22 protein-coding genes are annotated in these 22,367 nt (G+C 55.8%); 7 read left to right on the forward strand and 15 right to left on the reverse strand.

Annotated elements, in window-relative coordinates:
* Positions 1-31: 31 nt before the first annotated feature.
* Both V3C19_RS02055 and V3C19_RS02060 read left to right on the forward strand, forming a co-directional pair.
* Complete coding sequence (locus V3C19_RS02055; protein ID WP_295932989.1) at positions 32-1,456, forward strand: hypothetical protein; 1,425 nt, start codon at positions 32-34, stop codon at positions 1,454-1,456.
* A gap of 54 nt (positions 1,457-1,510) precedes the next feature.
* Positions 1,511-2,434 carry a polyphosphate kinase 2 family protein gene (locus tag V3C19_RS02060; RefSeq protein ID WP_295932986.1) on the forward strand — a complete coding sequence of 308 codons (924 nt, stop codon included), beginning with the start codon at positions 1,511-1,513 and terminating at the stop codon, positions 2,432-2,434.
* A gap of 119 nt (positions 2,435-2,553) precedes the next feature.
* Here V3C19_RS02060 and V3C19_RS02065 read toward each other — a convergent pair whose 3' ends face one another.
* Positions 2,554-3,000: a hypothetical protein gene (locus tag V3C19_RS02065; protein ID WP_295932983.1), complete on the reverse strand. Its 447-nt coding sequence runs from the start codon at positions 2,998-3,000 to the stop codon at positions 2,554-2,556.
* Between the two features lie 58 nt (positions 3,001-3,058).
* Between V3C19_RS02065 and V3C19_RS02070 the strand changes: the two genes are divergently transcribed.
* Genes V3C19_RS02070 through V3C19_RS02080 form a run of 3 tightly spaced genes read left to right on the forward strand, consistent with a single transcriptional unit; the run spans position 3,059 to position 5,733 of the window.
* Positions 3,059-3,835 (forward strand): hypothetical protein, encoded by a 777-nt coding sequence (locus V3C19_RS02070; RefSeq protein ID WP_330937138.1) that lies wholly within the window; start codon positions 3,059-3,061, stop codon positions 3,833-3,835.
* A 34-nt stretch (positions 3,836-3,869) separates the two neighbouring features.
* Positions 3,870-4,445 carry a 16S rRNA (guanine(966)-N(2))-methyltransferase RsmD gene (rsmD, locus tag V3C19_RS02075; protein WP_295932981.1) on the forward strand — a complete coding sequence of 192 codons (576 nt, stop codon included), beginning with the start codon at positions 3,870-3,872 and terminating at the stop codon, positions 4,443-4,445.
* A gap of 1 nt (position 4,446) precedes the next feature.
* A complete protein-coding gene (locus V3C19_RS02080) occupies positions 4,447-5,733 on the forward strand; it encodes a glycosyltransferase N-terminal domain-containing protein (RefSeq protein ID WP_130083989.1) in 1,287 nt (428 codons plus the stop codon).
* On the opposite strand, the gene V3C19_RS02085 is transcribed toward V3C19_RS02080, so the two are convergent.
* The 3 genes from V3C19_RS02085 to V3C19_RS02095 all read right to left on the reverse strand — a co-directional run bounded on the left by V3C19_RS02085 (position 5,717) and on the right by V3C19_RS02095 (position 8,618).
* Complete coding sequence (locus tag V3C19_RS02085; RefSeq protein ID WP_161981314.1) at positions 5,717-6,649, reverse strand: retropepsin-like aspartic protease; 933 nt, start codon at positions 6,647-6,649, stop codon at positions 5,717-5,719. The two genes, V3C19_RS02080 and V3C19_RS02085, sit on opposite strands and share 17 nt — an antisense overlap.
* A gap of 97 nt (positions 6,650-6,746) precedes the next feature.
* Complete coding sequence (gene rsgA, locus V3C19_RS02090; protein WP_130083987.1) at positions 6,747-7,868, reverse strand: ribosome small subunit-dependent GTPase A; 1,122 nt, start codon at positions 7,866-7,868, stop codon at positions 6,747-6,749.
* Between the two features lie 60 nt (positions 7,869-7,928).
* Positions 7,929-8,618: a phosphopantothenoylcysteine decarboxylase gene (locus V3C19_RS02095; RefSeq protein ID WP_295932975.1), complete on the reverse strand. Its 690-nt coding sequence runs from the start codon at positions 8,616-8,618 to the stop codon at positions 7,929-7,931.
* A 70-nt stretch (positions 8,619-8,688) separates the two neighbouring features.
* Here V3C19_RS02095 and V3C19_RS02100 point away from each other — a divergent pair, with 70 nt between their 5' ends.
* Positions 8,689-9,873, forward strand: coding sequence for a cysteine desulfurase family protein (locus tag V3C19_RS02100; protein ID WP_161981644.1), 1,185 nt, complete (start codon positions 8,689-8,691; stop codon positions 9,871-9,873).
* 167 nt (positions 9,874-10,040) lie between these two features.
* Entirely contained in the window at positions 10,041-10,487 is a 447-nt protein-coding gene (locus tag V3C19_RS02105; protein ID WP_161981312.1) for a GNAT family N-acetyltransferase, read from the forward strand.
* A gap of 62 nt (positions 10,488-10,549) precedes the next feature.
* Here the strand turns inward: V3C19_RS02105 and V3C19_RS02110 are convergent, their stop codons facing one another.
* From V3C19_RS02110 to V3C19_RS02160, 11 genes are all read right to left on the reverse strand, one after another.
* Entirely contained in the window at positions 10,550-11,299 is a 750-nt protein-coding gene (locus tag V3C19_RS02110) for a DeoR/GlpR family DNA-binding transcription regulator (protein ID WP_130083983.1), read from the reverse strand.
* A gap of 216 nt (positions 11,300-11,515) precedes the next feature.
* Positions 11,516-12,859, reverse strand: coding sequence for a PPK2 family polyphosphate kinase (locus V3C19_RS02115; RefSeq protein WP_161981311.1), 1,344 nt, complete (start codon positions 12,857-12,859; stop codon positions 11,516-11,518).
* 16 nt (positions 12,860-12,875) lie between these two features.
* Positions 12,876-15,539: a tetratricopeptide repeat protein gene (locus tag V3C19_RS02120; protein WP_295932971.1), complete on the reverse strand. Its 2,664-nt coding sequence runs from the start codon at positions 15,537-15,539 to the stop codon at positions 12,876-12,878.
* Positions 15,540-15,553: 14 nt separating this feature from the next.
* Positions 15,554-16,597 carry a M23 family metallopeptidase gene (locus tag V3C19_RS02125; protein ID WP_161981310.1) on the reverse strand — a complete coding sequence of 348 codons (1,044 nt, stop codon included), beginning with the start codon at positions 16,595-16,597 and terminating at the stop codon, positions 15,554-15,556.
* Between the two features lie 19 nt (positions 16,598-16,616).
* Positions 16,617-17,198, reverse strand: a complete 582-nt coding sequence (locus V3C19_RS02130; RefSeq protein ID WP_067574012.1) for a hypothetical protein — start codon at positions 17,196-17,198, stop codon at positions 16,617-16,619.
* A gap of 74 nt (positions 17,199-17,272) precedes the next feature.
* Positions 17,273-17,812 (reverse strand): flavoprotein, encoded by a 540-nt coding sequence (locus tag V3C19_RS02135; protein ID WP_130083979.1) that lies wholly within the window; start codon positions 17,810-17,812, stop codon positions 17,273-17,275.
* 12 nt (positions 17,813-17,824) lie between these two features.
* Positions 17,825-18,193: a hypothetical protein gene (locus V3C19_RS02140; RefSeq protein ID WP_130083978.1), complete on the reverse strand. Its 369-nt coding sequence runs from the start codon at positions 18,191-18,193 to the stop codon at positions 17,825-17,827.
* A gap of 109 nt (positions 18,194-18,302) precedes the next feature.
* Entirely contained in the window at positions 18,303-19,178 is an 876-nt protein-coding gene (locus tag V3C19_RS02145) for a PDZ domain-containing protein (protein ID WP_295932964.1), read from the reverse strand.
* Between the two features lie 9 nt (positions 19,179-19,187).
* Complete coding sequence (locus tag V3C19_RS02150) at positions 19,188-19,691, reverse strand: hypothetical protein (RefSeq protein WP_295874394.1); 504 nt, start codon at positions 19,689-19,691, stop codon at positions 19,188-19,190.
* A gap of 105 nt (positions 19,692-19,796) precedes the next feature.
* Positions 19,797-20,396, reverse strand: coding sequence for a sigma-70 family RNA polymerase sigma factor (locus V3C19_RS02155; RefSeq protein WP_067574002.1), 600 nt, complete (start codon positions 20,394-20,396; stop codon positions 19,797-19,799).
* Positions 20,397-20,429: 33 nt separating this feature from the next.
* Positions 20,430-22,349, reverse strand: a complete 1,920-nt coding sequence (locus tag V3C19_RS02160) for an amidophosphoribosyltransferase (protein WP_130083975.1) — start codon at positions 22,347-22,349, stop codon at positions 20,430-20,432.
* Between the last annotated feature and the right edge of the window lie 18 nt (positions 22,350-22,367).

The following is a 22,367-nucleotide window of genomic DNA, read 5'->3' on the forward strand; positions in this document are numbered from 1 at the left end:
AATTTGGCAATCTACTATGTTGCCTTGTGCAATGCAGAAGGAACATAGTAGCGGCTGGTGGGCAAAGTACAATTGGCTGGTTTTGTCTTTCCTGTCGTGCTGTTTTTCATTTCATAACCAGAGTTTTTGGATTGATGAATGCTGTACAGCATTGTGTGCTGTACAGCCGAGCCTGGAAGAATGCTGGCGGCAAATTTGCCGAATTGGGGGAAGTGATGCCCAGATTGCTTTTTATTACTATCTTTTGTTTTTGTGGCATCAGGTGACGGGAGCCGAATCCGAGCTGGCTCTTCGCCTGTTCAATGGGGTCTGGGTTTTTCTGGCAGCTTGGTTCTTCAGAAAGGAGCCGAAAGTCCTGGTCATTCTGCTGCTTTCCCCGTTTTTTATTTATTATACTGAAGAACTGCGCCCTTATATTTTACAAATTGCGGCTTCCTGCGGTGTAACCATGCTGCTTTATCAAGCTAGCAGAGGGCATCCGCCAAGGTTCCATGCCATTTTTGGGTCCTTGTTTTTTCTGTGCCTGACAAGCCTGACGGGGGTTGTATGGGGTTTCGGCTTTATGGCTGCATTTTTCATCTTGTCATTCCGGCAGTTCAAAGGACGGAGTTTTTGGAAGGCCGTATTTTGCTGGATTTTTCCGTTTGCAGGGCTGGCCGCGTATTATGTCTATACCCTTTCCCTCGGGGCCCGTTCCGTTGTGATATCTTCCAGCTGGGTTGTTAATGTGGCCGCATCCTTGTATGAACTCATGGGACTGGCAGGGCTGGGGCCTCCGCGCGCCGAGTTAAGACTGTGTACGACCCTGGATTCCTTATGGAAGATGGAAGGATTGTTTTTTGGAGGTATTGTCGCTCTAGTCATGATTGGCACCCTGATTTATGGAGTTGTATTGTGGAGCAGGCAATCCTCCAGATCATTGCCATGGGCGCTCTTTGCTCTTGTGCTGGTTCCCGGAATTGTGTTTCTTTATGGAACGGAAGCCATGGATTTCCGGTTTTCCGGCAGGCATTGCGCTCCTCTGCTGCCTGTATTGTGCCTGATTTGGTCCAAGGTATGGCCCCAGAACTGGAAGTTTTCCGACCGGTGCCGGGTTGTTCTGTTTATCCTGATGATGATTGTCTGGCTGGCAAGCGATTTCCGTATTCGTTTTTGCGGTATTTATAGCCGGGAAAATTACCGGGAGGCTGTTTCCTATTGCAAATCATTGCAGGAGAAAGGAATGAAGGTTCTTCTCCTTTGCAATAAGTTTGGAGGGGAATTTTATGGATGGCATTTTCAGCCTCCGGCGAATTATTGGTCAGATTATGATGCCATTGTCGTTTCCCGCCCGGGCCGGTATGCTCTCGTATTAAAAGCGATGGAGGATTCGGGCTTGTATCAACGCTCCGCCCTGTGCCAGGGATTTACCGTTTATTTCAATGGAAAGGTTTTGCCGCCGGCAAGGAAGGATTGACGCTTTCCCCGATTGTTTCAACGTCTTGCGTCAGAGAGATGTCTTACAAGGATTATGGAAATTCCTTCCCATTTGATCAAACGCTGCAAGAAGTTCATTGAGCCTTACCGTGTGACGGACGACAAGGGATTTAAATTGTCCCGTCATGATCCGGGGGATTTGGGCAAGCTGGACAAGGACAGCAAGAAGGAAGCCGTTGAGAAGCTTGAAAAAGGCATCGAATTGCTGGGACAGTTGCAGGAGGTCCTTTACGCCAGCGAGTCCTATGCCCTGCTGGTGATTTTGCAGGCGATGGACAGTGCCGGCAAGGACGGGATTGTCAAGCATGTGATGGGAGGCATCAATCCCCAGGGATGTGTGGTGAGCAGTTTCAAGTATCCTTCCACTGTGGAACGGAGCCACGATTTTTTATGGAGGTGTGTGATGCGCCTGCCGCAGAGAGGCATGATCGGCATTTTCAACCGTTCCTATTACGAGGAGGTGCTGAGCGTGCGCGTGCATCCGGAATACCTTGCGGGGGAAGGGTTTGATCCGGGCCAGGCAGGCAAGGCTTTCTGGAAGGAGAGATACAGGTCCATCAATAACCTGGAACGCCATTTGCATGCCAATAAAACGCGTTTTGTCAAAATCTTTCTCCATCTTTCCTATGAGGAGCAGAGGAAGCGCCTTCTGGCGCGCCTGGATACTCCCGACAAGAATTGGAAGTTTTCAGAAGGAGATATCCATGAGCGCGAATACTGGGACGGTTATCAGAAGGCTTTTGAAGAGATGATCCGGAATACGGCCACTCCGGATGCTCCCTGGTATGTGGTTCCGGCGGATAACAAGTGGTATTCCCGGCTGGTCTGCCTGTGTGCGATTGCTGGCGCCTTGACGGATATGAAGCTGAAATATCCGCAAGTGTCCGGGGAGTTGAAGTCTTTCTTCCCCAGATTCCGGGAGGAACTGGAATATCCGCCGGACAGGGATAAGAAGTGAATGGCGCGTGCCAGGTCCTGTTCCGGAATAACCACCGTGCCCGGAGAGGGGATAACGGAGATGCGCCCGGAATGGGGGCATGTAAGCTCAGCTTCTGCGGAAGGGGGAACGCCTTATAATCAGCGCTTGCGTTCCCAGGATTTCACCTTGTCATTGATGAATAGAACGTATCCCGTATTTACCGGAACGTAGGTGACGTCGTTGTAATAGGGATAATACGGGCTATAGAAGCCCGGTCCCCCCCAATAAGGGCCGCCCCAGTACGGACCGTACCAGAAGGAGGGCGGCGGCGTGTAAACGGGCTGCAGGGAAGAGTAGATCCAGCGGGTGGCCGGCTTGCCGTTGAGGTTGCCTTCCGCCACGGCGGAGGGGTCTCCCCATGCCAGGAATACGGCGGGCGGCGACATGCCTTCCGCAATTTGGCCGGTTTCCACCAGCGCCTTTTGAGCAGGCGGAAGCGAATTGAATAAAACGGGATTTTTCTGAATACGGGAGGCGGGGGTGGACACGCAGGAAGCAAGGCTCAAAGCAGCGGCCAGGGTGGTGAAAAGTAACTTCCAGTTCATGATATGCATACGGATAACACTCACTTTGACTCTTGCCAAGGGGCTTTTGTTGAGTAAAATGAACCGACAAGTTATGAAAGCGTTCCGCAATCTGGCCTTATTACTGATGGTCCCGGGTCTGGTTTCCTCCCTGTCTGCAGCAGGAAAACCGGAAATTATCAATGAGTATCTTCCGGTCGGGAAGATGGTGGAAGGCTCTGCCGTGAGCGTTTTGCTTGACGAAGGCCTTCAGCCATTCATGGAAAAGATTGACAGCGTTTTCGGCAGCCTGCCTGAAAAAGACAAGAAGGAACTGGTGTCTCAGATTGTCCCCGGACAGCCTGTTCCGTATGACGAACGCCTGGGCTGGACCAAGGAAGATTATGCCAAATATCTGGAGTGCTGGAAAAAGAAGCAGATTCAGGAAGTGGCTCCCGTGGCGATGGGGATTTTCCCGGATGGGGATCAGGGCATCTGGAATCTGGCAACGGTGGTTCAGCAGGGTCCCCTGCCGATGAGCACGCTCAAGTATGATTCCAATACCAAGTCATGGATTTCCCCCAACGGTGCCCTGGCCCTGAAAGGTGACGTATCCTATGACGATATGAACGTGTACGGGGCGTGGAGCGGCAAGGAATGGACGCTGGAAAAGAAGACCATTCTCTCCACACTGACGGAAACCGTCATCCTCGGCAAGACGAAGGATGGAAAGTATGCCTACTTTGTGTACAACATGTCCGAGAAGAATCCGGACAATTTTGTTATTGCCAATCAGTCCATCGTGCTGCGCGTTCCCATGACCAGCATCGTGGGAGATCCCCTTCTGGAGAAGGCCAAGGCCCGCGCCCGTCAGTAATGGCTGATGTTTTTTCTTACTTCCGGTTATAAAGATGCGTATTATCAGTGGATTAGCCGGTGGAATATCCTTGTCCGTTCCCAAGGGGGAGGTTCGGCCCACTACGGACCGGGTGAGGGAAGCCCTTTTTTCCATTCTGCATCCTCTGATCAAGCATGCTGACGTACTGGACCTGTTCACCGGCTCGGGGGCGTTCGGGCTGGAAGCCCTGAGCCGGGGTGCAAGGACCGCGCGCATGGTAGACGCTTCCAGGTCTTCCTGCATCACCGTCAAGGCTAATTTGTCCAAGACCGGGCTTGAGGGCGGCACGGTAATCCAGGGGGATGCCGTCCAGTTTGTGAAGAGGGAATTGACGGCCGGCAGAAAGTACGATGTGGTGTTCGCGGATCCTCCCTATTGCAAGGGGCCCTTGGACCGGGATTTTGTCGTGGAATTGGTGGAAGCCGGGGCGGCCGGTCTGCTGAAGGATGAAGGCGTGTTCATTGCGGAGGTCCGGGAAGGATGGGGAACCGGAAGCGAAGGTTCCGCCGATTTTGACGGACTGCGCCTGGTGGATACCCGCAGATACGGGAAAAATATGCTGCTGTTCTATCGATTGCCGGAGAAGTAAGATGAAAGCCCTTTTATTGTCCTGTTGTTATAATATCCTGTACACCGTCGGCTGGCTGGTGACGCTGCCCTCCTATCTGCTCAAGCAGAAACGTCGGGGGGGATTCGGGACGGGATTGATGGAACGTTTTGGCCTGTACCGCGTCTCCTACAACAGGGAGCCGAAAGGCGTGCTGTATGTGCATGCCGTGAGCGTGGGGGAAGTAGTGATAGCCCTCAAATTCCTGCGTGCATGGCTCCGGGAGCGCGGAGGTTCCGCCGTGCTGGCCACCAGTACAGCTACGGGGCATGCCACGGCCATGAATGCCCAGATGCCCGGAGTACGTGTGATTTACGCCCCCTTTGACTTGCTGGGGCTGCCTGGCAGGTGCTTTGACCGCTTTGAACCGGAAGCCATTGTGCTGGTGGAAGCGGAGCTGTGGCCCAATTTTGCGCGCGCGGCCAAGGTGCGCGGTATTCCCATGGCGATGATTAATGCCCGCATGTCTGCCAGGTCGGAGAGCCGGTACCGCGCGTTCAAGTGGCTTTCCAAGTATTATTTTTCCTTTCTGGATGCCATGGGCGTCCAAGATAAGGGGGATGTGCAGCGGTTTGAGTCCGTGGGGGTCCCCCCCTCTGTCATCCATGTGACCGGAAGCATCAAGTTTGACCAGCAGACAGCGGACCGCCGTGATGCAAATCCCGAGTTTTCCGCCATTCTGGAGAAGTTGAAGCGCGGCAAGCCCGTGGTGCTGGCCGCCAGCACTCATGACGGGGAGGAAGTCCTGATTGCGGAGGCTGCCAGGAAAGCTGGAGGTTTTCCCCTGATCGTTCCCCGCCATGCGGAACGCCGCCATGCCGTGGTGAAGGATTTGTCCGCTCGCAGCTGGCAGTGCATTTTGCGGACGGAAGGGGAAATTCCTGAAACCCTCAAGGAGAACGTCTGCTATGTCGTGGATACGACCGGGGAGTTGAGGGACTGGACGGCCCTGGCCGACGTGGCCGTGATCGGCAAGAGTTTTCTGGCGGACGGCGGACAGAATCCGGCAGAAGCCGTTGCCTGCGGCGTGCCCGTGCTGACGGGACCGCACATGGAAAATTTTGATGCTCTTGTCCAGCTTCTGGAAGGGGTGGATGGCATCACCAGATGCGGAGAAGAACAGTTGCCGGACGTCCTCAAGGAAATGCTGGACAACCCCTTGCTGGCGCATGCGCAGGCTTCGCGCGCCCAGGTGGCGTTGAAAGCCCATTATGGCGCTACGGCTCGCACCATCCGCATGATTTGCATCATGCTCAAGATTCCCGTTTGACCGGAGGGGCGTCCGTCGTTTTTTTGTTCTCCTCCGGTATTGAATGGAGAGGCAGGGCATAGACTTCCCCCTGGGGTGCATCAACGATGATGTCGAAGTGCCGGAGGGTGTCCACGCCGATCTGGCATCTGCCGCCGGTTCCCGTCACGACAAATGAAAGGCCCTCCATTTGGAAGTCCGGTCCCATGTGGAGCGTGGACGGAACGCCCAGCTTCATGACGGAATGGCTGCCGCTGCTTCCGTTGATGTCTGATGTCATGGCTTTGACATGACTGCCGTCCGGGGCCGCCGGCCATTGCTCCACAGGGGCCAGAGAGAGCGTGGAGCCGGAGTCGAGCGCCAGGAGAAAGGGCGCACCGTCCCGGGTGCACCGGATATAGAGGATGCCAGAGGCATGGCGTTCGACGTCCAGCGGTTTCATGTCTTTAAGGGGGAAGCTGGAACGTTCGAGAAATTGCAGGGTGGCGTTGCTGACGGAGAGCAGGAAGGGGCAGAAGCCCAGATAATTGATGCCCAGGATGCCGTCCACGCGGATGTGGGTGCTTTTTTGAAGAGAGTCCAGGTCCATGGTGCATCCATAAAAGTTTTTGATCAGAAGGCCGCCGATGGAAAAGGATTCCATGGGAAATACCCGGGGCGCGGTATGGACATTGGAACCGGGGGCAATTTGCACTTCCTGCAGGGTCAGGTTTGGAAAGTGCTTCTGGATGAATTTGACGTCGAACGTAGTATGGGAGGCGGCCGTATCCACGATGAGATTGCACGGGATGCCGTTGATGCGGCATTCCGCAATAAGCAGTTTGCTGTTGGGGTCCCTTGCCAGTTTGATCGGCTCCATGCCGGTCAGGAATGCGGTGGCCCTGTCCGGAAGGGAAGCCTCTTCTTCCGCGAAGGAGAGCGGAAGCAAGGACAGCATCAGAAGGCCTGCAGCGGCAAGTGGCAAGCTGTGTACGGAAAGCATCCCTTACAGGTAAGCGAGCATCCGTGGCCTGGCAAGTCAATTTGACGGTGAGTTAGTCATGAGCCCGGTGGTTGGGCCTGTGACGGCGTTCCAGCTCCACGCGGTCTTCGTAATTACGGGCCTGGACTTTTCTATCCCTTTTCCCGGCCCTTTCCACGTTCATCTGCCGTTTTTTCTGGCGCTTGGCAAGCTGGGAAATTTCGTTTTCCAGATTCAGGAAGTTCAGGTAGCGTTCCTTGTCCAGACGTCCCTCTTCCACGGCTTTTCTGATGGCGCACCCGGCGTCCTTGCCGTGGCTGCAGTCCGCAAACCTGCATTCATGCGCCAGTTCCGTGAGGTCCGCAAAACTTTCCCGGAGCGTGTGCTCGTCCGTCCACATCTGGATTTCCCGGATGCCCGGATTGTCGATCAGAAGGCCGCCATGCTTGAGAAGCACCAGTTCTCGCGCCACCGTGGTATGCCTCCCTTTGCCGGTGACCTCGTTTACTTCCCCCGTCCAGAGCCATTCATCCCCCAGCAGGGTGTTGACCAGCGTGGATTTCCCCACTCCCGATGAACCTACAATGGAGATGGTTTTTCCCCGTTCCAGACATTTGCGGAATTCCTTGATGCCCTTGTTGCGGAGGGCGCTGATGCAGATAATGCCGCATTCCGGGCAGAGTTCCCGGAGGATGTGCGTGGCTTCCTCCACTTCTTTCCTGGAGAAGAGGTCCACCTTGTTGAGCAGGATGAGGGGCATGGCCCCGCTACGGCGGATGAGCGTGAAGTAGCGTTCCATGCGCCTGGGGTTGAAGTCGGTTCCCGGTTCCGTGACGACGGCCACGATGTCCACATTGGCGCCCAGCACCTGTTCCGCGCTGCTTTTTCCCGGCGCCTTGCGGGAAAAACAGGTCTGGCGGGGAAGAATGGCGCGTATCACGGCTTCATCCTCCGCTTCTCCGGGAGCGATCGCCACCCAGTCTCCGACGGCGGGCAGTTCCGCGTCTGTAGCGGCGTCATGCCAGAGTTTGCCGCTCACGACCACGTCTATATCCTCCCCTCCGTCCAGCAGGGCTGTGAAGTTGATCTTCGTTTCCCGGATCAGGCGCCCAGGAATCCAGCCGGATTTGGCAATGGCGTCAAAGGCGTTTTGAAAGTGGTCGTTCCAGCCTAGGTCCTGAAGGGTAACGGGCATGAAGGAGGAGAGGTATTGTTTGAGAGAAGCGGTATGCTGCGGCTAATATTTTATGATGGCTCAATTCCAGCTGGGTTCAAGCCCGGAAAAGGTATGCTGGCCGGGATGGCAGGTCTTTCCGGCGTACAAGCGGCACGCGCGTTCTACTATCTGGTGGGCGATGTGGGTTTTGGCGGCTTTTTCCAGCAGGTCCGTCCGATCTGGATAGATGAGTAGCACTTCGTTTTCCGATGCGTCGAAACCGATGTCCCGGCGGGAAACATCATTGGCTACGATCATGTCGCATTGCTTGCGCTCCAGCTTGCCGCGCGCATAGGATTCCACATCGTGGGTTTCCGCCGCAAAGCCGACCAGAATGCCGCGGAAGCCGAATTCCGAGCGCATGGAACCTAGAATGTCTTTCGTGCGCTCCAGTTCCAGAACCATGCGTTCCCCTGTTTTTTTGATCTTGCGGTCCGGTACGGAAACCGGCCTGTAGTCTGCGACGGCGGCACTGAGAATGGCTATGTCCGTATAGGACGCCTGGTTCTGCACGGCGTCATACATTTCCTGCGCGGTCTCCACGGGGAGGAAGTCAACGCCGTGCGGAATCTCGAGGGAAGTGGGGCCGGAGACGAGCAGGACGCGGTGGCCGTCGTGGGCCGCCGCCTCCGCCAGGCAGTATCCCATTTTGCCAGAAGAACGGTTGGTGATGTATCTTACGGGGTCAATGGCTTCTCTGGTGGGACCGGCCGTGATGAGGAAACGCATGGGCAGCATTATGCGGAATCGTGGGGAAAAGTGAAGAGTGATCTTGTTCAGCGGGGTATTATGTTCCGGCTTGACTCCTGTCCGTGATTGGGCGAGTTATGAAGGCGTGATTTATTGGGACAATAACGCCACCACTCCCCTTCTTCCGGAAGTTTACGCCGCCATGGAGCCGTTCCTGAAAGAACGGTTTTTCAATCCTTCCGCCGGGTATGGGGAAGCCCGGCGCGTGCGGGAGGCCGTGGAGGAAGCCCGTGCCGGAGTGGCGGCCCTGCTGGACGTGTCTCCGGCGGAAATTGTGTTTACTTCCGGAGGAACGGAGGCCACCAATGCGGCCTTTCGCCAGATGGCCCGTAAAGGAAAGGGCGTGGCCGTCCTGTCCACGGATCATGATGCTTCCCTGAAAACATCCATTACCCTGGGGAATGGACGCATTTGTTCCGTGGACCGGGAAGGAAGGGCCTTACCGGAAGAATGGGAAGCCCTGTGCGCCGGGGAGGTGAGCGGCGTTTCCTTTGCCTGGGCCAATAATGAGACGGGCGTGCTTCAGGATGCTGCGGCTTTGTGCGCCGCCGCCCGGCGGCATGGGCTGCCCGTGCATCTGGATGCGGTGCAGTGTGCCGGAAAGATTCCCGTATCTCTGCATGGGATGGATGTGGATTATGCATCCGTTTCCGCCCATAAATTGCATGGTCCGAAGGGCATAGGATGCCTGTACAGGCGCTCCGGCGCTCCCCTGGAGCCTGTCCTGTTTGGAGGCGGCCAGGAGTGCGGGCTGAGGTCCGGTACGGAGAATGTGCCGGGAATCATCGGTTTTGGAGCCGCGGCCCGTGTAGCTCTCCGGCATCTGGAGGAAGCAGGGCGCGTGAGACGCCTGCGGGATAGTTTTGAGTCTTCCCTGGCGCAGGCCATAGACGGAGTGACGGTGCATTCCGGCGCTGCGGAGAGGATTCCGAATACGTCCAATCTGGCTTTTTCCGGGTGCACGGCCGAAGCCCTGATGCTTTTGCTGGAACCCGCCGGATTGCTGTGTTCCGCCGGGTCCGCCTGCCATACCGTGCAGCCCATGCCGTCCCACGTGCTGACGGCTATGGGGCTGTCCGACGGGGAGGTGCGTTCCTCCCTGCGTTTTTCCCTGTCTTTCACCACAACAGAGGATGAGGTGCGGGAGGCCGTGCAGCTGGTGGCGGAGGCTGTCGGGAAAGTGCGCTGCGTCCAGTCTTCCCGTACCGGTCCCGTGTTTGTTTACAGGCCGTGAGCGGGAGACCGCCTGATAAGCACTTTATGGCGGTGGATCGTCCGTCAAGACGCCAAGGGCTGGTGCTTTGGGCAAATTGCCCTCTTCTCTTTCATTCTTGCCGCCGTGCATGGTTCATGCTACGGTTTATAGATTGTGGAAAACAGCGGTTTTTCCAGTAGATGCTTATGAATATAGAACATTATCAAAGCAAGGATGAGGCGGCGGTCCTGGATATTTGGCTAAAGGCGTCCGAACAGGCCCACGCGTTTGCCGGGGTTGGTTTCTGGTGCGGCCTGGTGGAGGATATGAGGCAGGTGTATTTGCCTAAGGCGCGGACCTGGATATGCCGTGACGGTGACCGCGTGGTAGGGTTTGCCTGCCTGGTGGGGGAAGGAGAATTAGCCGCCTTGTTCGTGGACCCGGAACGCCAGTGCGAGGGAATAGGGACGGAGTTGCTGAATTGGGCCAAGGATCACAGCAAGGGACTGCTGACCGTAGGAGTTTATGAGGAGAATCCGCGTGCATTGCAGTTTTACAAGCGCAGCGGGTTTGAAGAGATCGGCTCCCTTGAGGATGAACTTACCGGCAGCCGGGAATACCGTCTGGAGTGGAAAAGGCCGCGTCCGTCATAAGAAAGGGCGGAGGCTCCTGAAGAACCTCCGCCCGAGTTGATTTTTAGGATGCCGGCAGACGTTTAGGCGATTTCCACCTTGACGCCGCTCTTTTCGATCTGCTCCACCATTTCCGGAGCAATGGAGTCGTCCGTGATGAGCATGTTCACCAAGTTGGGCGCGACCGTATAGAATGCGGGGCTGTTTGCGATGCTTGTAGAAGGCATGGCGATGATTACCTTGGCATCCTGGGGGATGACGCTTCTGATGAATTCAGATTGAAGCATGTTTTTGTATCCGGCGCCATGTTTGGGGGAGTAGCAGTCCGGGGTGAGTACTACCAGTTCAATGTTCAGGGAACCGGCCGCGTGTGCCGCATCCTGGCCCACGTACACTTGGGCTTCACGGTCGAAACGGCCGCCCGTGCAGTAGAAACTGAGGCTCGGGATGCCTTCCAGCCGGGTCAGAAGGGTGGGGTTGTTGGAGACGATATGCGTATCCCTGGAGTTGACATGGTTGCAGATCTGGTAACCCATGGTGCTGCTGTCAATGAACATGACGACAGAGGTCGGGATGTTCTGAACGGTTTTTTTGGCAATCTGGATGGAGACATGGTCCTGAGTGACAATGTCTTCATGAAGAGATTTGTGAGTGAGCGCCAGTGCGCCGCCGTGAACACGCTTGAGGAATCCCCTTTTTTCAAGATTAATTAAATCGTTGCGGACAGTCTCATCTGTGACCTTCATCTGCTTGGCCAGAGCGATTGTCCTTGCGGCTCCATGTTCGGCCAGGGTTTTCAGAATGAACTCTTTACGTTGGGATGCTAAGTACATTGGGTTCTGTTTTTCTATATAGAATGTTTACACGTTCTACGTGTTAAGTTGTTTTCTAACAGTTTTTCACGGTGTCAGTCAAGCGTTAGAAATATTAACTTTTGACTGTTATTGTGAATAATGCCGATTTTGTAATACTAAGACAGCGTGATAACGATAAATGTACAAAAATATTTACTCAATGCACAAATTAGTTATTATTATGACAGAGATTTGTCAATCGGGTATGGATATGGTGGCCGGATCAAAGTTAGGGGTGGGAAAGGCAAGCTGGAGATGCCGGAGCTTTTCCACGATCAGGCGTGCAATGACAAGGTTTCTGTACCATTTCCGGTCTCCGGGGATAATATACCAGGGGGCTTCCGGAGTGGATGTTTTTTCAATGAGGTCCTGGTAGGCAGCTTGGAATTCATCCCAGCGATTGCGGTCGTCAAGGTCATCCATGCAGAATTTCCAGAGCTTGTCCGGATCCTGAAGCCGTGATTCCAGGCGCTTTTTCTGTTCCGCCTTGGAGATATTCAGGAAGAGCTTGATGATGGTGGTGCCTTCCTCCGCAAGCATGGATTCAAAATCCAGCACGTGTTTATAGCGGCGCTTCCAGACGGGGTCCGGGAAGATTTTCTTTACACGTACGGCGATGATGTCTTCATAATGGGAACGGTTGAAGATGGCAATCTGGCCCTTGGTGGGCACTTCCTTGTGCACGCGCCAGAGGAAGTCATGGTCCAGTTCCTCCGGGGTAGGTTTTTTGAAGGGCACCACATGCAGCCCCTGCGGGTCCACGCGAGAGAAGACGTGCTTGACGCAGCCATCCTTGCCGCCGGCATCCATCGCTTGGAGGATGACAAGTATTTTGTGCTTGTGCTGGGCAAAGAGTTTTTTCTGCAGTTCCTGCAGTTCCTCCCTCAGCTTGTCAAATTCGACCAGTGATTCTTCCTTGGTTCCAGAGAAGAGAGATCTGTCATCCGTGGGGTAGTCCTTTAAACGCAGTTTTTTGCCCGGAGGCACCAGGTAACGGTTCATAGTATGAGAAGTTAGTGTTGAAGAGGAAGCGAGCCGGTCGACTCGCTTTTCCGCAGAGGAGCGGTTGGCGGCAGGGGGGGGGCCGAAAAATTGAGTGAGGGCGTCCTTAATGACTTTTCTTTTGAATTTGGGGAACATTTCCAGCTTGATGTCCTGGAGAAGCACCCATTTTATTTTTGCAAATTCCGGGCTGCGGTGCAGGTCTGTCTTTGGGCGGCTCGTTTTACAGCGCACCAGAAAGTAGGTTTGTTCCTGGCCCACCCAGCGGGTGATTTTACGGTGGTTGGCAGGATATTTGTACCGCAGTCCGGGCAGGCGCGCCACAATGGTGTAGTCCGAGGGGCGCAGTCCCACTTCCTCCCAGACTTCCCGTGCCAGGGCGCGTTCAATGCTTTCATTCTTGATGACGCCTCCCTGGGGGAAATGCCAGTAGGGATTGCGGCCGTGGTCCTTGCCCAGCAGGATGTAGCCGTCGGCATCCATGATGATGGCAGCCGCGTTGATTCTCCATGTTCTGGCTGGTGAAGGAGTGTCCATAACGGGGCAAATCTGCTTACTGGGGGGCCTGTTTTGGTACAGGCTGCATTTCCGGCGGCTGTTCCGTTTCAACCGGGTCTTCCTGCCAGATGAAGTGCTCCAGTTGGATGCGGCGTGCATAGGCCGCCGCTTCTCTGGCCCTGGGGCCGGACGTTTGCGCCAGCTTTCTGGCCAGGGCCAGGGAGCCGTCCCAGTTCTGTGCCTGCCCCATGAGGCGTATGGACGCAAATCCTGCATTATAGAACCAGTGCCAGTCCCGGCGCTTGTTGGCGGAACTGCCGCTGGGCGTATGGACCAGGATGGAGGCATAGTCATCCAGGGCTTTTTCCTGGTCGTTCAGCCGTTCGTAAAATTGGGCCCGCTGGGTAAGGGTTTTGAATTTCCATGCCAGTCCCAGATTGGGAGTATTCAGGATTTCCGTGCACAGGTTGATGGCCTTGCGGAGGGTGTCTGAGTGGGTGTCTTCCTTGGTTACCCACGCATCCGCCTGGATGGAGAGGGCCAGCAGCCGCATGTAGCGCGGTAGCGGCTTGGAAAGCAGTTCGTCAAGCACGGCGATGCACTGGTCCGCTTTTCCCATGCGCAGCAGGACGGAGGCTTCTTCTATTTTGGCGGCCTGGGCAAATTGCGTTGTTCCCGCCCCCAGAGTCTGGAAGATGTTAAGGGCCGCTTCCAGCGTGTTGACAGTGTTGCTTTGCTGCGCCGCCTTTCCTGCCAGGAAGAGAGCCGCCGCTTTCAGGGGGCTGTCCGGATATTTGGAGGGGAAGGGCTGGAGTACGAGCTGGGCTTCGTGGAAGTCGCCGTTTTTGTACAAGAGTTCCCCAAGTTTGAGGTACAGGGCGTCGGCCTGCTTCCCGTCCTTGTTCAGGGCGATGGTTTGCCGGCATGCCTGGATGGCCTCCGTCCATTCCTGGAGGTTTTCCGCCAGCAGGATTTTCAAGCGGCCGAGCTGCATGGACTGGTCCGGGGTGAGCTGTTCCTTTTCCAGCAGAGGGAGGATGGATTGCACGGTCTGGATGTCCGGCGGATTGAGGTTCAGAGCCACTTCCGCCTGGTCCAGCCGCGCCTGGGTTTTCAGAGCCGGGTCTTCCGCCAGGGCTACGAAGGCAGCCAGGAGTTCCGTGGCCTCCGGGTTCATCCTTTTAGCCGCATAATGGGCCTGTTCAAAGAGGATATGTTCCCGCAGCCTTGCAGAGCCTGCGGCTTCCCGGACCAGCGCGGCCGCGCCTTTCGCATCGTTGGCATGCAGGGCGGAGAGGTTTTCATTGAAGAGCGCGGCTTCCGCCGTTTTTTCCGTACCGCGCCGGGAGGCTTCACGGAAGAGTTTTTGAGCCAGGGAGTAATCCCCTTTCTGGAAGGCCAGGGCGCCTTGCTGGAAGACGATGCCGGCAGATGTGCCCGGATATTTGGAGATGAGACGTTCCGCATCTTCCGTGCGTCCTTTGTCAAGGAGGGCCGTGATGACGTTCAGACAGAGAGTCTGGACAGGAACGTTCTGCGGATATTTGGCAAGGCTGTCTCCGGCAAGCTTGATGGCTCCCGCCAGGTCTCCCTTTTCCAGAAGAAGGCTGCCCATGGCGTACATGGCCGCAGGCTGCCGTGTGGCGTCTTTGGAGTTCACCCAGCCTGTGAGTTTTTCCAGTGCCTGAGGGTCGGTACGGAAGGTGTTTTCTCTCAGAAGGATGTTGAAGGCGTCCATCAGCAGGGGGGAGTCCGCCTTTCCGCCGATGAAGGTGATGAGCCGGTCTTCTCCCGTTCCGGCGGTGTGGATGTTTTCCTCTTCCGGCTGCTGCGCGCGCGCTTCTTCCTCCGCCTGCCCCGGATTGCGTTTTTCCCGGAGAATTTCCCCTTCCGCCAGTGCCACCCGTGCCAGATCACGGATTTTTGCAGGGTAGGAGGTGTTGTCCGCAATGGAAGCAAATGTTTTAATGGCCTGATCTACATTGCCCTGGATGACCGATATTTTTCCGTCCACCAGTTCTGCATAGGGAAGCAGGATGGGCGGCTTTTCCGTGCCGGACAGACTGTTTTTTACCTGTTCGAGGATGGATTGCGCCTCCGTATAGTTCTGCATGCCGGCTAGGGTGTCCGCCAGCAGGATGTTGGCGGTGTGTGAAACGGAGGGAGAGTCCGAGCGGCCCAGCCTGGTCAAGGATTCCACGAGAAGCTGCTGGTCTCCGAGCTGCCGGGCCAGCTGGGCTTTCAACTGGAAGGCGTAAACGGAGAGGGGATCGGAGTCCGGGATGGAGGAGAGTTTTTCCAGAGCCCTGGTGAAGTATCCCTTGTTGAACAGGCCCATGGCCGTCCAATAGGATTTCAGAACGGAGTCCGGCAGTTGTTCCCACAGGGCGAGGCCTTCATCCGTCTTGTGGGCGCGGATCAGGGCTTCCGCAAGGAACGGCCTGATGATGGCCTTTTGAGATTCCGGGAGGTTTTTCGTTTTCAGGCTTTCCTGAAAGTTTTTGCTGGCTTCCAGCGGGAGGTGTGCAGCCAGGTCCTTCAGGCCCTGCTGGTATTTTTTGTTTTTCAATAGCGCCTGTTCGTCCTGCGACAGGGCGGAAGCGGGGGGAGGAGTGTTGCCTGACGCCGCAGAGGAGAGGCCCCCCAGGGACAGCAGGAACGCGGCGCATGCCGCCATGGCGGCGGGGATGGTGTGGTGCCTGGTGGAGGGTATTTGCATGATCAATAAGGGGCTTATGGTTCCGTTCCCATGAAAATGAGCCGGATGTAGCGTTTTCCGGAAGCCGTCAGCCTGGGTTCCTTGCTGGAACCGGAAACGCGGTTGCAGGTTCTGTACAGTTGGGAGAAGGGATGGGGAACAGCCCGGATGACGGCAGGTTCACTGCAGGGTTCCGCAGAAGGAGTGACGGAGGTGGGAACTCCGGGTCCGGTGAAACTGATTTCCCAGGATTTGGGCTGTGACGGACCCGGTTTCAGCAGGAAGGGATAGTTTTTGACCAGGCTGGGTATTTTTCCGGTGGAGGGAACGCGCACTACGTATTGCACCGGGAGGGAAGAGATATGGCGGGACAGGGAGAATTCCTCCCCGTCCTTGCAGTGGATGAGGACAGGCGCCGCATCAAAGCCCGCCAGGTTCAGGCCGTTGTAATTGCCGTGGCGGTTGGGCGTGCCCATTTTCAGGCTGTCATACCAGGGTTGAAAGTTGTCCTGGAGCTTGAGACAGAGCTCCAGATGCAGGTGGGCCCGTGTTTTATTCAGCCCTGCGCCGGAATAACCCAGGCGTCCGATGACGTTTCCGGTGCCTACCTGGTCCCCCTCCCGGCAGTTGACGGAGGCGAGGTGGGCGTAAAGGCTATAGAGCGGTCCGTCTTTCAGCCGGTGTTCAATGACGACGTAGCGGCCGTAGTTGCTGTGCGCAGGGTTTGCGGAAGCATGGACCACGATGCCGCCAGCCACCGGGTGGACATCGTCCAGAGGGACGCCTGCGGCATCCCTTTTGAGGGGCTTGATGTCAATGCCTTCATGAAATTTGGTGGCTACCGGGCCTGCCTGGGTTCTGACTAGGGTGCGGGTAAAGCCGTAGGCACCGGCCTGCCAGGGCTGGGATTTCTGCCCCTCGAAGTTCCGGTCCACGTACATGTAAAAGTCCTGCGGACGGTCGTTCAGAAGGGCCGTGTTTGAGGTGGGGAAGCGCACGGCAATGTCCGCCGCCAGATAAGAGGCGCTCCACAGGAACAGGAAGCATCCGGACAGGAACAGGAGGAACTTGCTGTGCATGTTCATAAAACGTGCGGGATCAGAGCCGTCCGCGGCGGGTGCTGATCACGGTGCGGTCTTTGTGGTCTTCAGGGTCCTTGGCTTCTTTCTTTTCCTTGGTGGGGTCTATTGCAGGAAGCAGAGGCTTGGTGACGGGAGCGAGCTTGTTGATGGCTTCTTCCCTTTTAGGGTCCGCCGGAGGGATGAATTCCGCCATGGCGGCAAGGTCCGCTGGGGAGAAGCCCCCCAGAACGGCCAGTTTGCCTCCCTTGATGGGGTTGTTGTAGAGACGCATGGGCTGCATGCGGTGGCCGTTGACGATGGGCAGTATCTGTTTGCCGAGATTTAATGCGGTTACCCCTTCCACCCTGCTGTGCAGGCCTTTTTTAATGTTGAATACGGCTCCGTAAGTATTGTCCGCCGCCCGGAAGGAGTAGTAGGAGTCAATGTCATTCTGGGAGATGAAGGGTACTTTGGAGTAGTAGTAACCGTCATCTTCATTCCGGAAGGAGAATTTCTGACTGTCGGAGGCGCCTGTCTGCATATGGAAGCTGACGGGATATTTGTCAGACCCGCAGGAACAAAGCAACAGGGTTCCAAGGAAAAGAGTGAGCAGCTTCATGCCCGGAATGATAAAAGATTTATCCCTCCGGGGGCAAACCAATAAAAAGGCATGAGGCGATTTTTCCACAGCCTTTATGGCAGCAGGGAAAGAGTTTTTTTCACAATCAATTCCACGGGCATCAGCTTGCCCGTCCCGGCCGCTCCGCACGCAAGGATGCCGGCCTCGGCAGGGCCGAAGATGTGGTGACGTTCCCGCTGTTTCAGGATTTCCGCGTTTTTCCGGGTGGCGGGATGCTCCCACATGTGGACGTTCATGGCGGGGCAAATTAACACGGGGGCCTTGCAGGCCAGGTAGAGGGAGCTGAGCATGTCCGGCGCCATGCCGTGGGCAAAGTTTGCCATGGTGTTTGCCGTGGCGGGCGCCACAACCAGGAGGTCGGCGTTTTGAGCCAGCTGGATATGGGGGGGAATCCATTCCCCTTTTTCATCGTCAAAGGAGGAGAAAACGGGGTTGCGGGAGATGGTGTGGAGAGTGAGGGGCGTGACGAATTCCAAGGCCTTGGCCGTGCAGACGCAATGCACGTCATGTCCGTGCTTGACGAGGGCGGAAGCGATGTCCGCCGCCTTGTACGCGGCAATGGAGCCGGTGACGCCTAGGATGATGCAGGCCATGGAAAGGGGAGTTCAGGCTTTGGAGGAGTTTTTGCCTTCGTCGATCAGCTTCCAGAAATGCTTGGACTGGCTGAGGATTTCATCTTCTCCCGCCGTAGGAGAGATGTTCGTGCGGAATAAAAAGTCGTTCAGGCTGTTGGCATGCAGTACGCGGTGAACGACCACTTTTCCGTCAATGACTTCAAAATAGATTCGGTAGTCCTTGGCCACGTAACGGTAAAGCGTTTTGCCGTCTTTTTCCATTTTGCCGAAACGGGTGTCATCCAGCGTTTGAAGCATGGATTCGGAAACCTGGAATTCTCCCAGCAGGTCCAGTTGTTCCAGCGTGGGAATACGGGATATTTCCGCGGCACTGATTTTATTGAAGACGATTTGAAGCACGCCCCTTTTTAAGTGGGACGGCAGTCAAGTTCAAGCCTGAAACAAGGCAAGAACCCGATTTTGGGAGGGAAAGGCGCTCCTTTCATTCCTCCGGGATGCCGGGTCCGTATCAGCGGGGATCCTGCGTGGGGATGATGCCTTTGCTTTCCACAATCTGGGTTCCGCGGATGACCTGGATGGTCAGGGGTTTTTCCCCTGTCAGGTAGTAGGTGGCGTCCAGCATGTCTCCATAGTTGCGGATGGGAACGTTGTTGATGCTCATGAGAATGTCTCCGGTCTGGATGCCGCCGCGTGCCAGTGGGCCACCATTGATAATTCCTTCAATGACGGGGGTGGATGAGTTGATGTCCAGCAGGCAGCCCAGCCGCACCCGTTTGGCTTTGGGATTTTCTGCCAGGAAAGAGATGGCCTGGGCCGGCAGAAGATGGCAGGTGCCTTTGCGGGAGACGCCCAGGACGATGCCGACAAGACGGTTGTCTGCATCATAGCACGGCTGGCCGATCGGCGGTGCTGCCAGTTTGGGGAATTGAGCGCGGATAAGGCGCAAGGGAAAGCTGATGTCCCCTATGGAGTGCTCCATGCCCACATAAATACCTAGCGTGGGTTCATTCTCGCTGTTGGTGAAGGCAAGCCTGGCTCCCCGTCTGAGGGTGGCGTTTGCGGCGATGGAAGGGGATGTGCCGGAGAGAAGGGAGGGATTTACCTTGAACAGCGTCAATCCCGTAAGCTTTTCCTGCGCCCATACTTGGAGGGGCGGTGTCTCCTTGCCGTCCAGGTGATAGGTTACAGCTCCGTTTTTAAAAACCCTGTAAGGGATCAGGGCGGCAATAAAGCCGTTGCTTGTCTGTGCGGCCAGGGTCGTGTATGATTCCCCGTTTGCCTGCTGCGGAACAGCCGTTACTTTAAAAGGAGCAGGCACGGCCGCCGCTTGCTGAATAATGCCTGCGACGGCTATGCCTGCTAATATGGGAACCACCAAGTTCATAATGAGCATTTACATCTCAATGAGAACTCGGGATACCGGTTTGTCATCGGTATTGGAATCAGTCTGTAGCTGATTTTCTTTGATCGATGTTTCGTTAGACGGGGCCTCCGTGGTGAGCGTCGTTGTCGCTCCGGCCGCTCCGTCAGTTGAGGTTGTTTCTACTTCTTCCTCGCTAACGGGTTGAAGTTTCCCGTCGGGGATACGGGGGGCAGATACGTAAGCGTCCGCCGGTTCCATGTCCCCAGACGCTATGATAACGCCTACGGCCGCCAATGTCACGATGGACATGGACGCGTATATCCACTGCCAACCTCTAAAGTTTTGCAGATAGTTGTCCAGGCGTTCGAGCAACAATTTCCAAGTAGATTGAGTAGCCTGATCGGTTTCCTTTCTCAGATGAAAATTGCGGAGGAAATCTTCTTCAAAATTGTCATGATAACAAGCTTCCTTACGGAAGGACGCCAGCATGGCAACCAGAGTTTCCTCTTTTTGTTCTGTGGATTGTTTATCCATCGTCGTTGATTTTGTGTATGATATGGGTTAGGGTGTTTGGTCCTGATTCTAGGACTAAGCGTTTGACAGGCCAGCAGGATGCAGTGTTCAATATTTTTTAACGCATTAGCTCAGATATTCCGCCAGCAATCCCTGGAGTTCCTTGTGGGCGTAATGCAATCGGGATCTGAGTGTTCCTTCCGAGATGCCGAGAAGGGCGGAAATCTCCGTATGATTAAGGCCTTTGACATCGTGCAGAACCACAACTTCACGGTGTTTCGTGGAGAGCTTTTTGAGTGCTTCATTGATCTTGAGCTGAAGTTCGTTTAAATGAGTGCGGCGTTCGGGGTCCGCCCCGTCCGTTTCATCCGCCATGTTCATATCCTTTTCCGTATGGTCGCCGTATTCGTCGTCGTCCAGACTGTAGGTCATTCTGCGGTTGCGCTTTTTCAGGAAGTTCCTGGCGTGGTTGACGGCAATGGAATGAAGCCATGTGTAAAACGCGCTTTGACCGTTGAAGTAGCGCAAGGCCCTGTAGGCTTTGGAAAACGCTTCTTGCGCGATGTCATAGGCATCGTCGTAGTTATCCGTCATTTGGTACAGCGTGGCATGAAGCTTACGGCTGTGGCGGATCACAAGCTCGTCAAAAGCACGAGAATCTCCTTCCCGAGCTCTGGCGACCAGTTCAGTGTCTTCCAGGGTCGTATAATCAATGGGGCCCGACATATTAGGCGTAGATTACCTAAAAATCGGGGGGGCCTACAAGGGCAAATCGTATGCACGGCCCCCTTTACCCTCAAACCAGCGCATGTATGCCACATTAACTGTGGTGTAGCCGCCCGGCGTGGGATAGTCGCCCGTGAAATACCAGTCTCCGCAAGGGCCTTCAATGGAGGCATGGAGGTTTTCGATGGTCTGGAAGATGACTTCCACCGGGCACGGTGCGTCGTGCGGCGTAACCAGGCGGGTGATTTCCCGTGAGATTTCCGCATCCGTCAGGCCGTCGTAAATGGCTTTGACGCAGTTGCGGCGTTCTTCCCTGGGTTTGGCCAGTTCCGCCTTGCATGCCTGGAACACTTCTTCCAGCAGGCGGGCTTTTCCGTGCTGCTTGATCAGGGAGACTGCGGCCTGGAAGGCGATGAAGTTGCCCAGTTCAGACATGTCGATTCCATAGCAGTCCGGATACCGGATTTGCGGAGCAGTGGAAGCGACGACGATTTTCCGGGGATTGGTGCGTCCCAGGATGCGCAGGATGGACCTTTTCAGCGTGGTACCGCGGACGATGGAGTCGTCAATGGCGACGAGGACGTCTTCCGGCCCTACGGCTCCGTACGTAAGGTCGTATACGTGGGAGACGAGCTGGGCGCGGCTTTTTTCCTGCGTGATAAAGGTACGCATCTTGATGTCCTTGTGCGCGATTTTTTCACCGCGCGGCCAGCGTTTCAGGATGGCGCTGTCCAGCATTTTTTCATCCAGCGTCCCGTTCCGGAGGGCTTCCAGTAGCTGGGCGTGAACGCGCTTGCGGCGGTACACCCGCAATCCTTCCAGCAGTCCGTAGTAGGCGGTTTCCGCCGTGTTGGGGATGTAGGTGATGGCGGATTTGTCAAAACGGTCTTCCAGGGAGTCCACAATTTGCGGTGTCAGGGCTGCGCCAAGAGCCTTGCGTTCCCGGTAAACGATGGGGTCGTTGCCGCGGGAGAAGTAGATTTTTTCAAAGGAGCAGGGAGTGGGGGCCAGCGGCGTGGTGAATTCCGTGATGGCGTGCGTGCCGTCCGCCTTGATGGAAAGCATGTTGGCGGGAGGAAGCTCATGCACTTGTTCGCTTTCCACTTCAAATACGGTCATCAGGGGGACGCGTTCGGAGGCCACGGCGATGAATTCGTCCGTAATCAGGTAGTGGCAGGGACGGATACCGTGGGGGTCGCGCAGGCAGAAGTAGTCTCCGTTGCCAATGGCTCCCATGATGGCATAGCCGCCGTCCCAGCGCTGGGCGGAGTTATGGATGATTTCCTGAATGTTGAGACGGGAGGAGATGGCGTGGGGAATTTCCGGGCCAGGCATGCCGCTGTCACGCAAAGCGCGGTAAAGGTCCGTGTGGGCTTCATCCAGATGGTAGCCGATTTCTTCCAGAACGGTTTGCGTGTCCGTGCCGAAGACGGGATGCTGGCCGCGTTCAATCATGCGCTGGTTGAGTTCCGGCGTATTGGTCATGTTGAAGTTGCCCAGCACCATCAGCGTGCGCGTGGGCCAGTTGGTGCGGCGCAGGTAGGGATGGCAGGAGCCTTCGTCAAAGAGGCCGGAGGTGCCGTAGCGCAGATGCCCCATCAGGATTTCTCCGCCGTAGTCAAAGTTGTTTTTGATGTCTTCCGCATCTTTCAGGTTGACCTGGCCGCGGCGGATTTTCTTGTTGAGCTTCTTGATCTGGCCGTTGAAGATGGTAGTAAGGGCGTCCTTGCTGGCGTCCCGGGTACGGAACAGGTAGGGCTGGCCCAGGGGCATGTTGAGCTTTACGCAGCCGATGCCCGCGCCGTCCTGGCCGCGGTTGTGCTGCTTTTCCATCAGGATGAGCAGTTTGTTGAACGCCCAGAGGGTGCTGCCGTATTTGTCCTGAAAATAAGAGAGAGGCTTAAGCAGGCGAATGGCGGCTACGCCGCACTCGTGTTTAAGAAAATCGCTCATGGGATTGATATGAAAGGA

This window comes from Akkermansia sp. AE01SA01, from assembly GCF_036417395.1.
Lineage (GTDB): Bacteria > Verrucomicrobiota > Verrucomicrobiia > Verrucomicrobiales > Akkermansiaceae > Akkermansia.

Excerpts from the sequence above, each read along its gene's own strand:
- V3C19_RS02055 (WP_295932989.1), top strand. The coding sequence starts at position 32 with ATGCAGAAGGAACATAGTAGCGGCTGGTGGGCAAAGTACAATTGGCTG.
- V3C19_RS02060 (WP_295932986.1), top strand. The coding sequence starts at position 1,511 with ATGGAAATTCCTTCCCATTTGATCAAACGCTGCAAGAAGTTCATTGAG.
- V3C19_RS02065 (WP_295932983.1), bottom strand. The coding sequence starts at position 3,000 with ATGAACTGGAAGTTACTTTTCACCACCCTGGCCGCTGCTTTGAGCCTT.
- V3C19_RS02070 (WP_330937138.1), top strand. The coding sequence starts at position 3,059 with ATGAACCGACAAGTTATGAAAGCGTTCCGCAATCTGGCCTTATTACTG.
- rsmD (WP_295932981.1), top strand. The coding sequence starts at position 3,870 with ATGCGTATTATCAGTGGATTAGCCGGTGGAATATCCTTGTCCGTTCCC.
- V3C19_RS02080 (WP_130083989.1), top strand. The coding sequence starts at position 4,447 with ATGAAAGCCCTTTTATTGTCCTGTTGTTATAATATCCTGTACACCGTC.
- V3C19_RS02085 (WP_161981314.1), bottom strand. The coding sequence starts at position 6,649 with ATGCTGTCCTTGCTTCCGCTCTCCTTCGCGGAAGAAGAGGCTTCCCTT.
- rsgA (WP_130083987.1), bottom strand. The coding sequence starts at position 7,868 with ATGCCCGTTACCCTTCAGGACCTAGGCTGGAACGACCACTTTCAAAAC.
- V3C19_RS02095 (WP_295932975.1), bottom strand. The coding sequence starts at position 8,618 with ATGCGTTTCCTCATCACGGCCGGTCCCACCAGAGAAGCCATTGACCCC.
- V3C19_RS02105 (WP_161981312.1), top strand. The coding sequence starts at position 10,041 with ATGAATATAGAACATTATCAAAGCAAGGATGAGGCGGCGGTCCTGGAT.
- V3C19_RS02110 (WP_130083983.1), bottom strand. The coding sequence starts at position 11,299 with ATGTACTTAGCATCCCAACGTAAAGAGTTCATTCTGAAAACCCTGGCC.
- V3C19_RS02115 (WP_161981311.1), bottom strand. The coding sequence starts at position 12,859 with ATGGACACTCCTTCACCAGCCAGAACATGGAGAATCAACGCGGCTGCC.
- V3C19_RS02120 (WP_295932971.1), bottom strand. The coding sequence starts at position 15,539 with ATGCAAATACCCTCCACCAGGCACCACACCATCCCCGCCGCCATGGCG.
- V3C19_RS02125 (WP_161981310.1), bottom strand. The coding sequence starts at position 16,597 with ATGCACAGCAAGTTCCTCCTGTTCCTGTCCGGATGCTTCCTGTTCCTG.
- V3C19_RS02130 (WP_067574012.1), bottom strand. The coding sequence starts at position 17,198 with ATGAAGCTGCTCACTCTTTTCCTTGGAACCCTGTTGCTTTGTTCCTGC.
- V3C19_RS02135 (WP_130083979.1), bottom strand. The coding sequence starts at position 17,812 with ATGGCCTGCATCATCCTAGGCGTCACCGGCTCCATTGCCGCGTACAAG.
- V3C19_RS02145 (WP_295932964.1), bottom strand. The coding sequence starts at position 19,178 with ATGAACTTGGTGGTTCCCATATTAGCAGGCATAGCCGTCGCAGGCATT.
- V3C19_RS02150 (WP_295874394.1), bottom strand. The coding sequence starts at position 19,691 with ATGGATAAACAATCCACAGAACAAAAAGAGGAAACTCTGGTTGCCATG.
- V3C19_RS02155 (WP_067574002.1), bottom strand. The coding sequence starts at position 20,396 with ATGTCGGGCCCCATTGATTATACGACCCTGGAAGACACTGAACTGGTC.
- V3C19_RS02160 (WP_130083975.1), bottom strand. The coding sequence starts at position 22,349 with ATGAGCGATTTTCTTAAACACGAGTGCGGCGTAGCCGCCATTCGCCTG.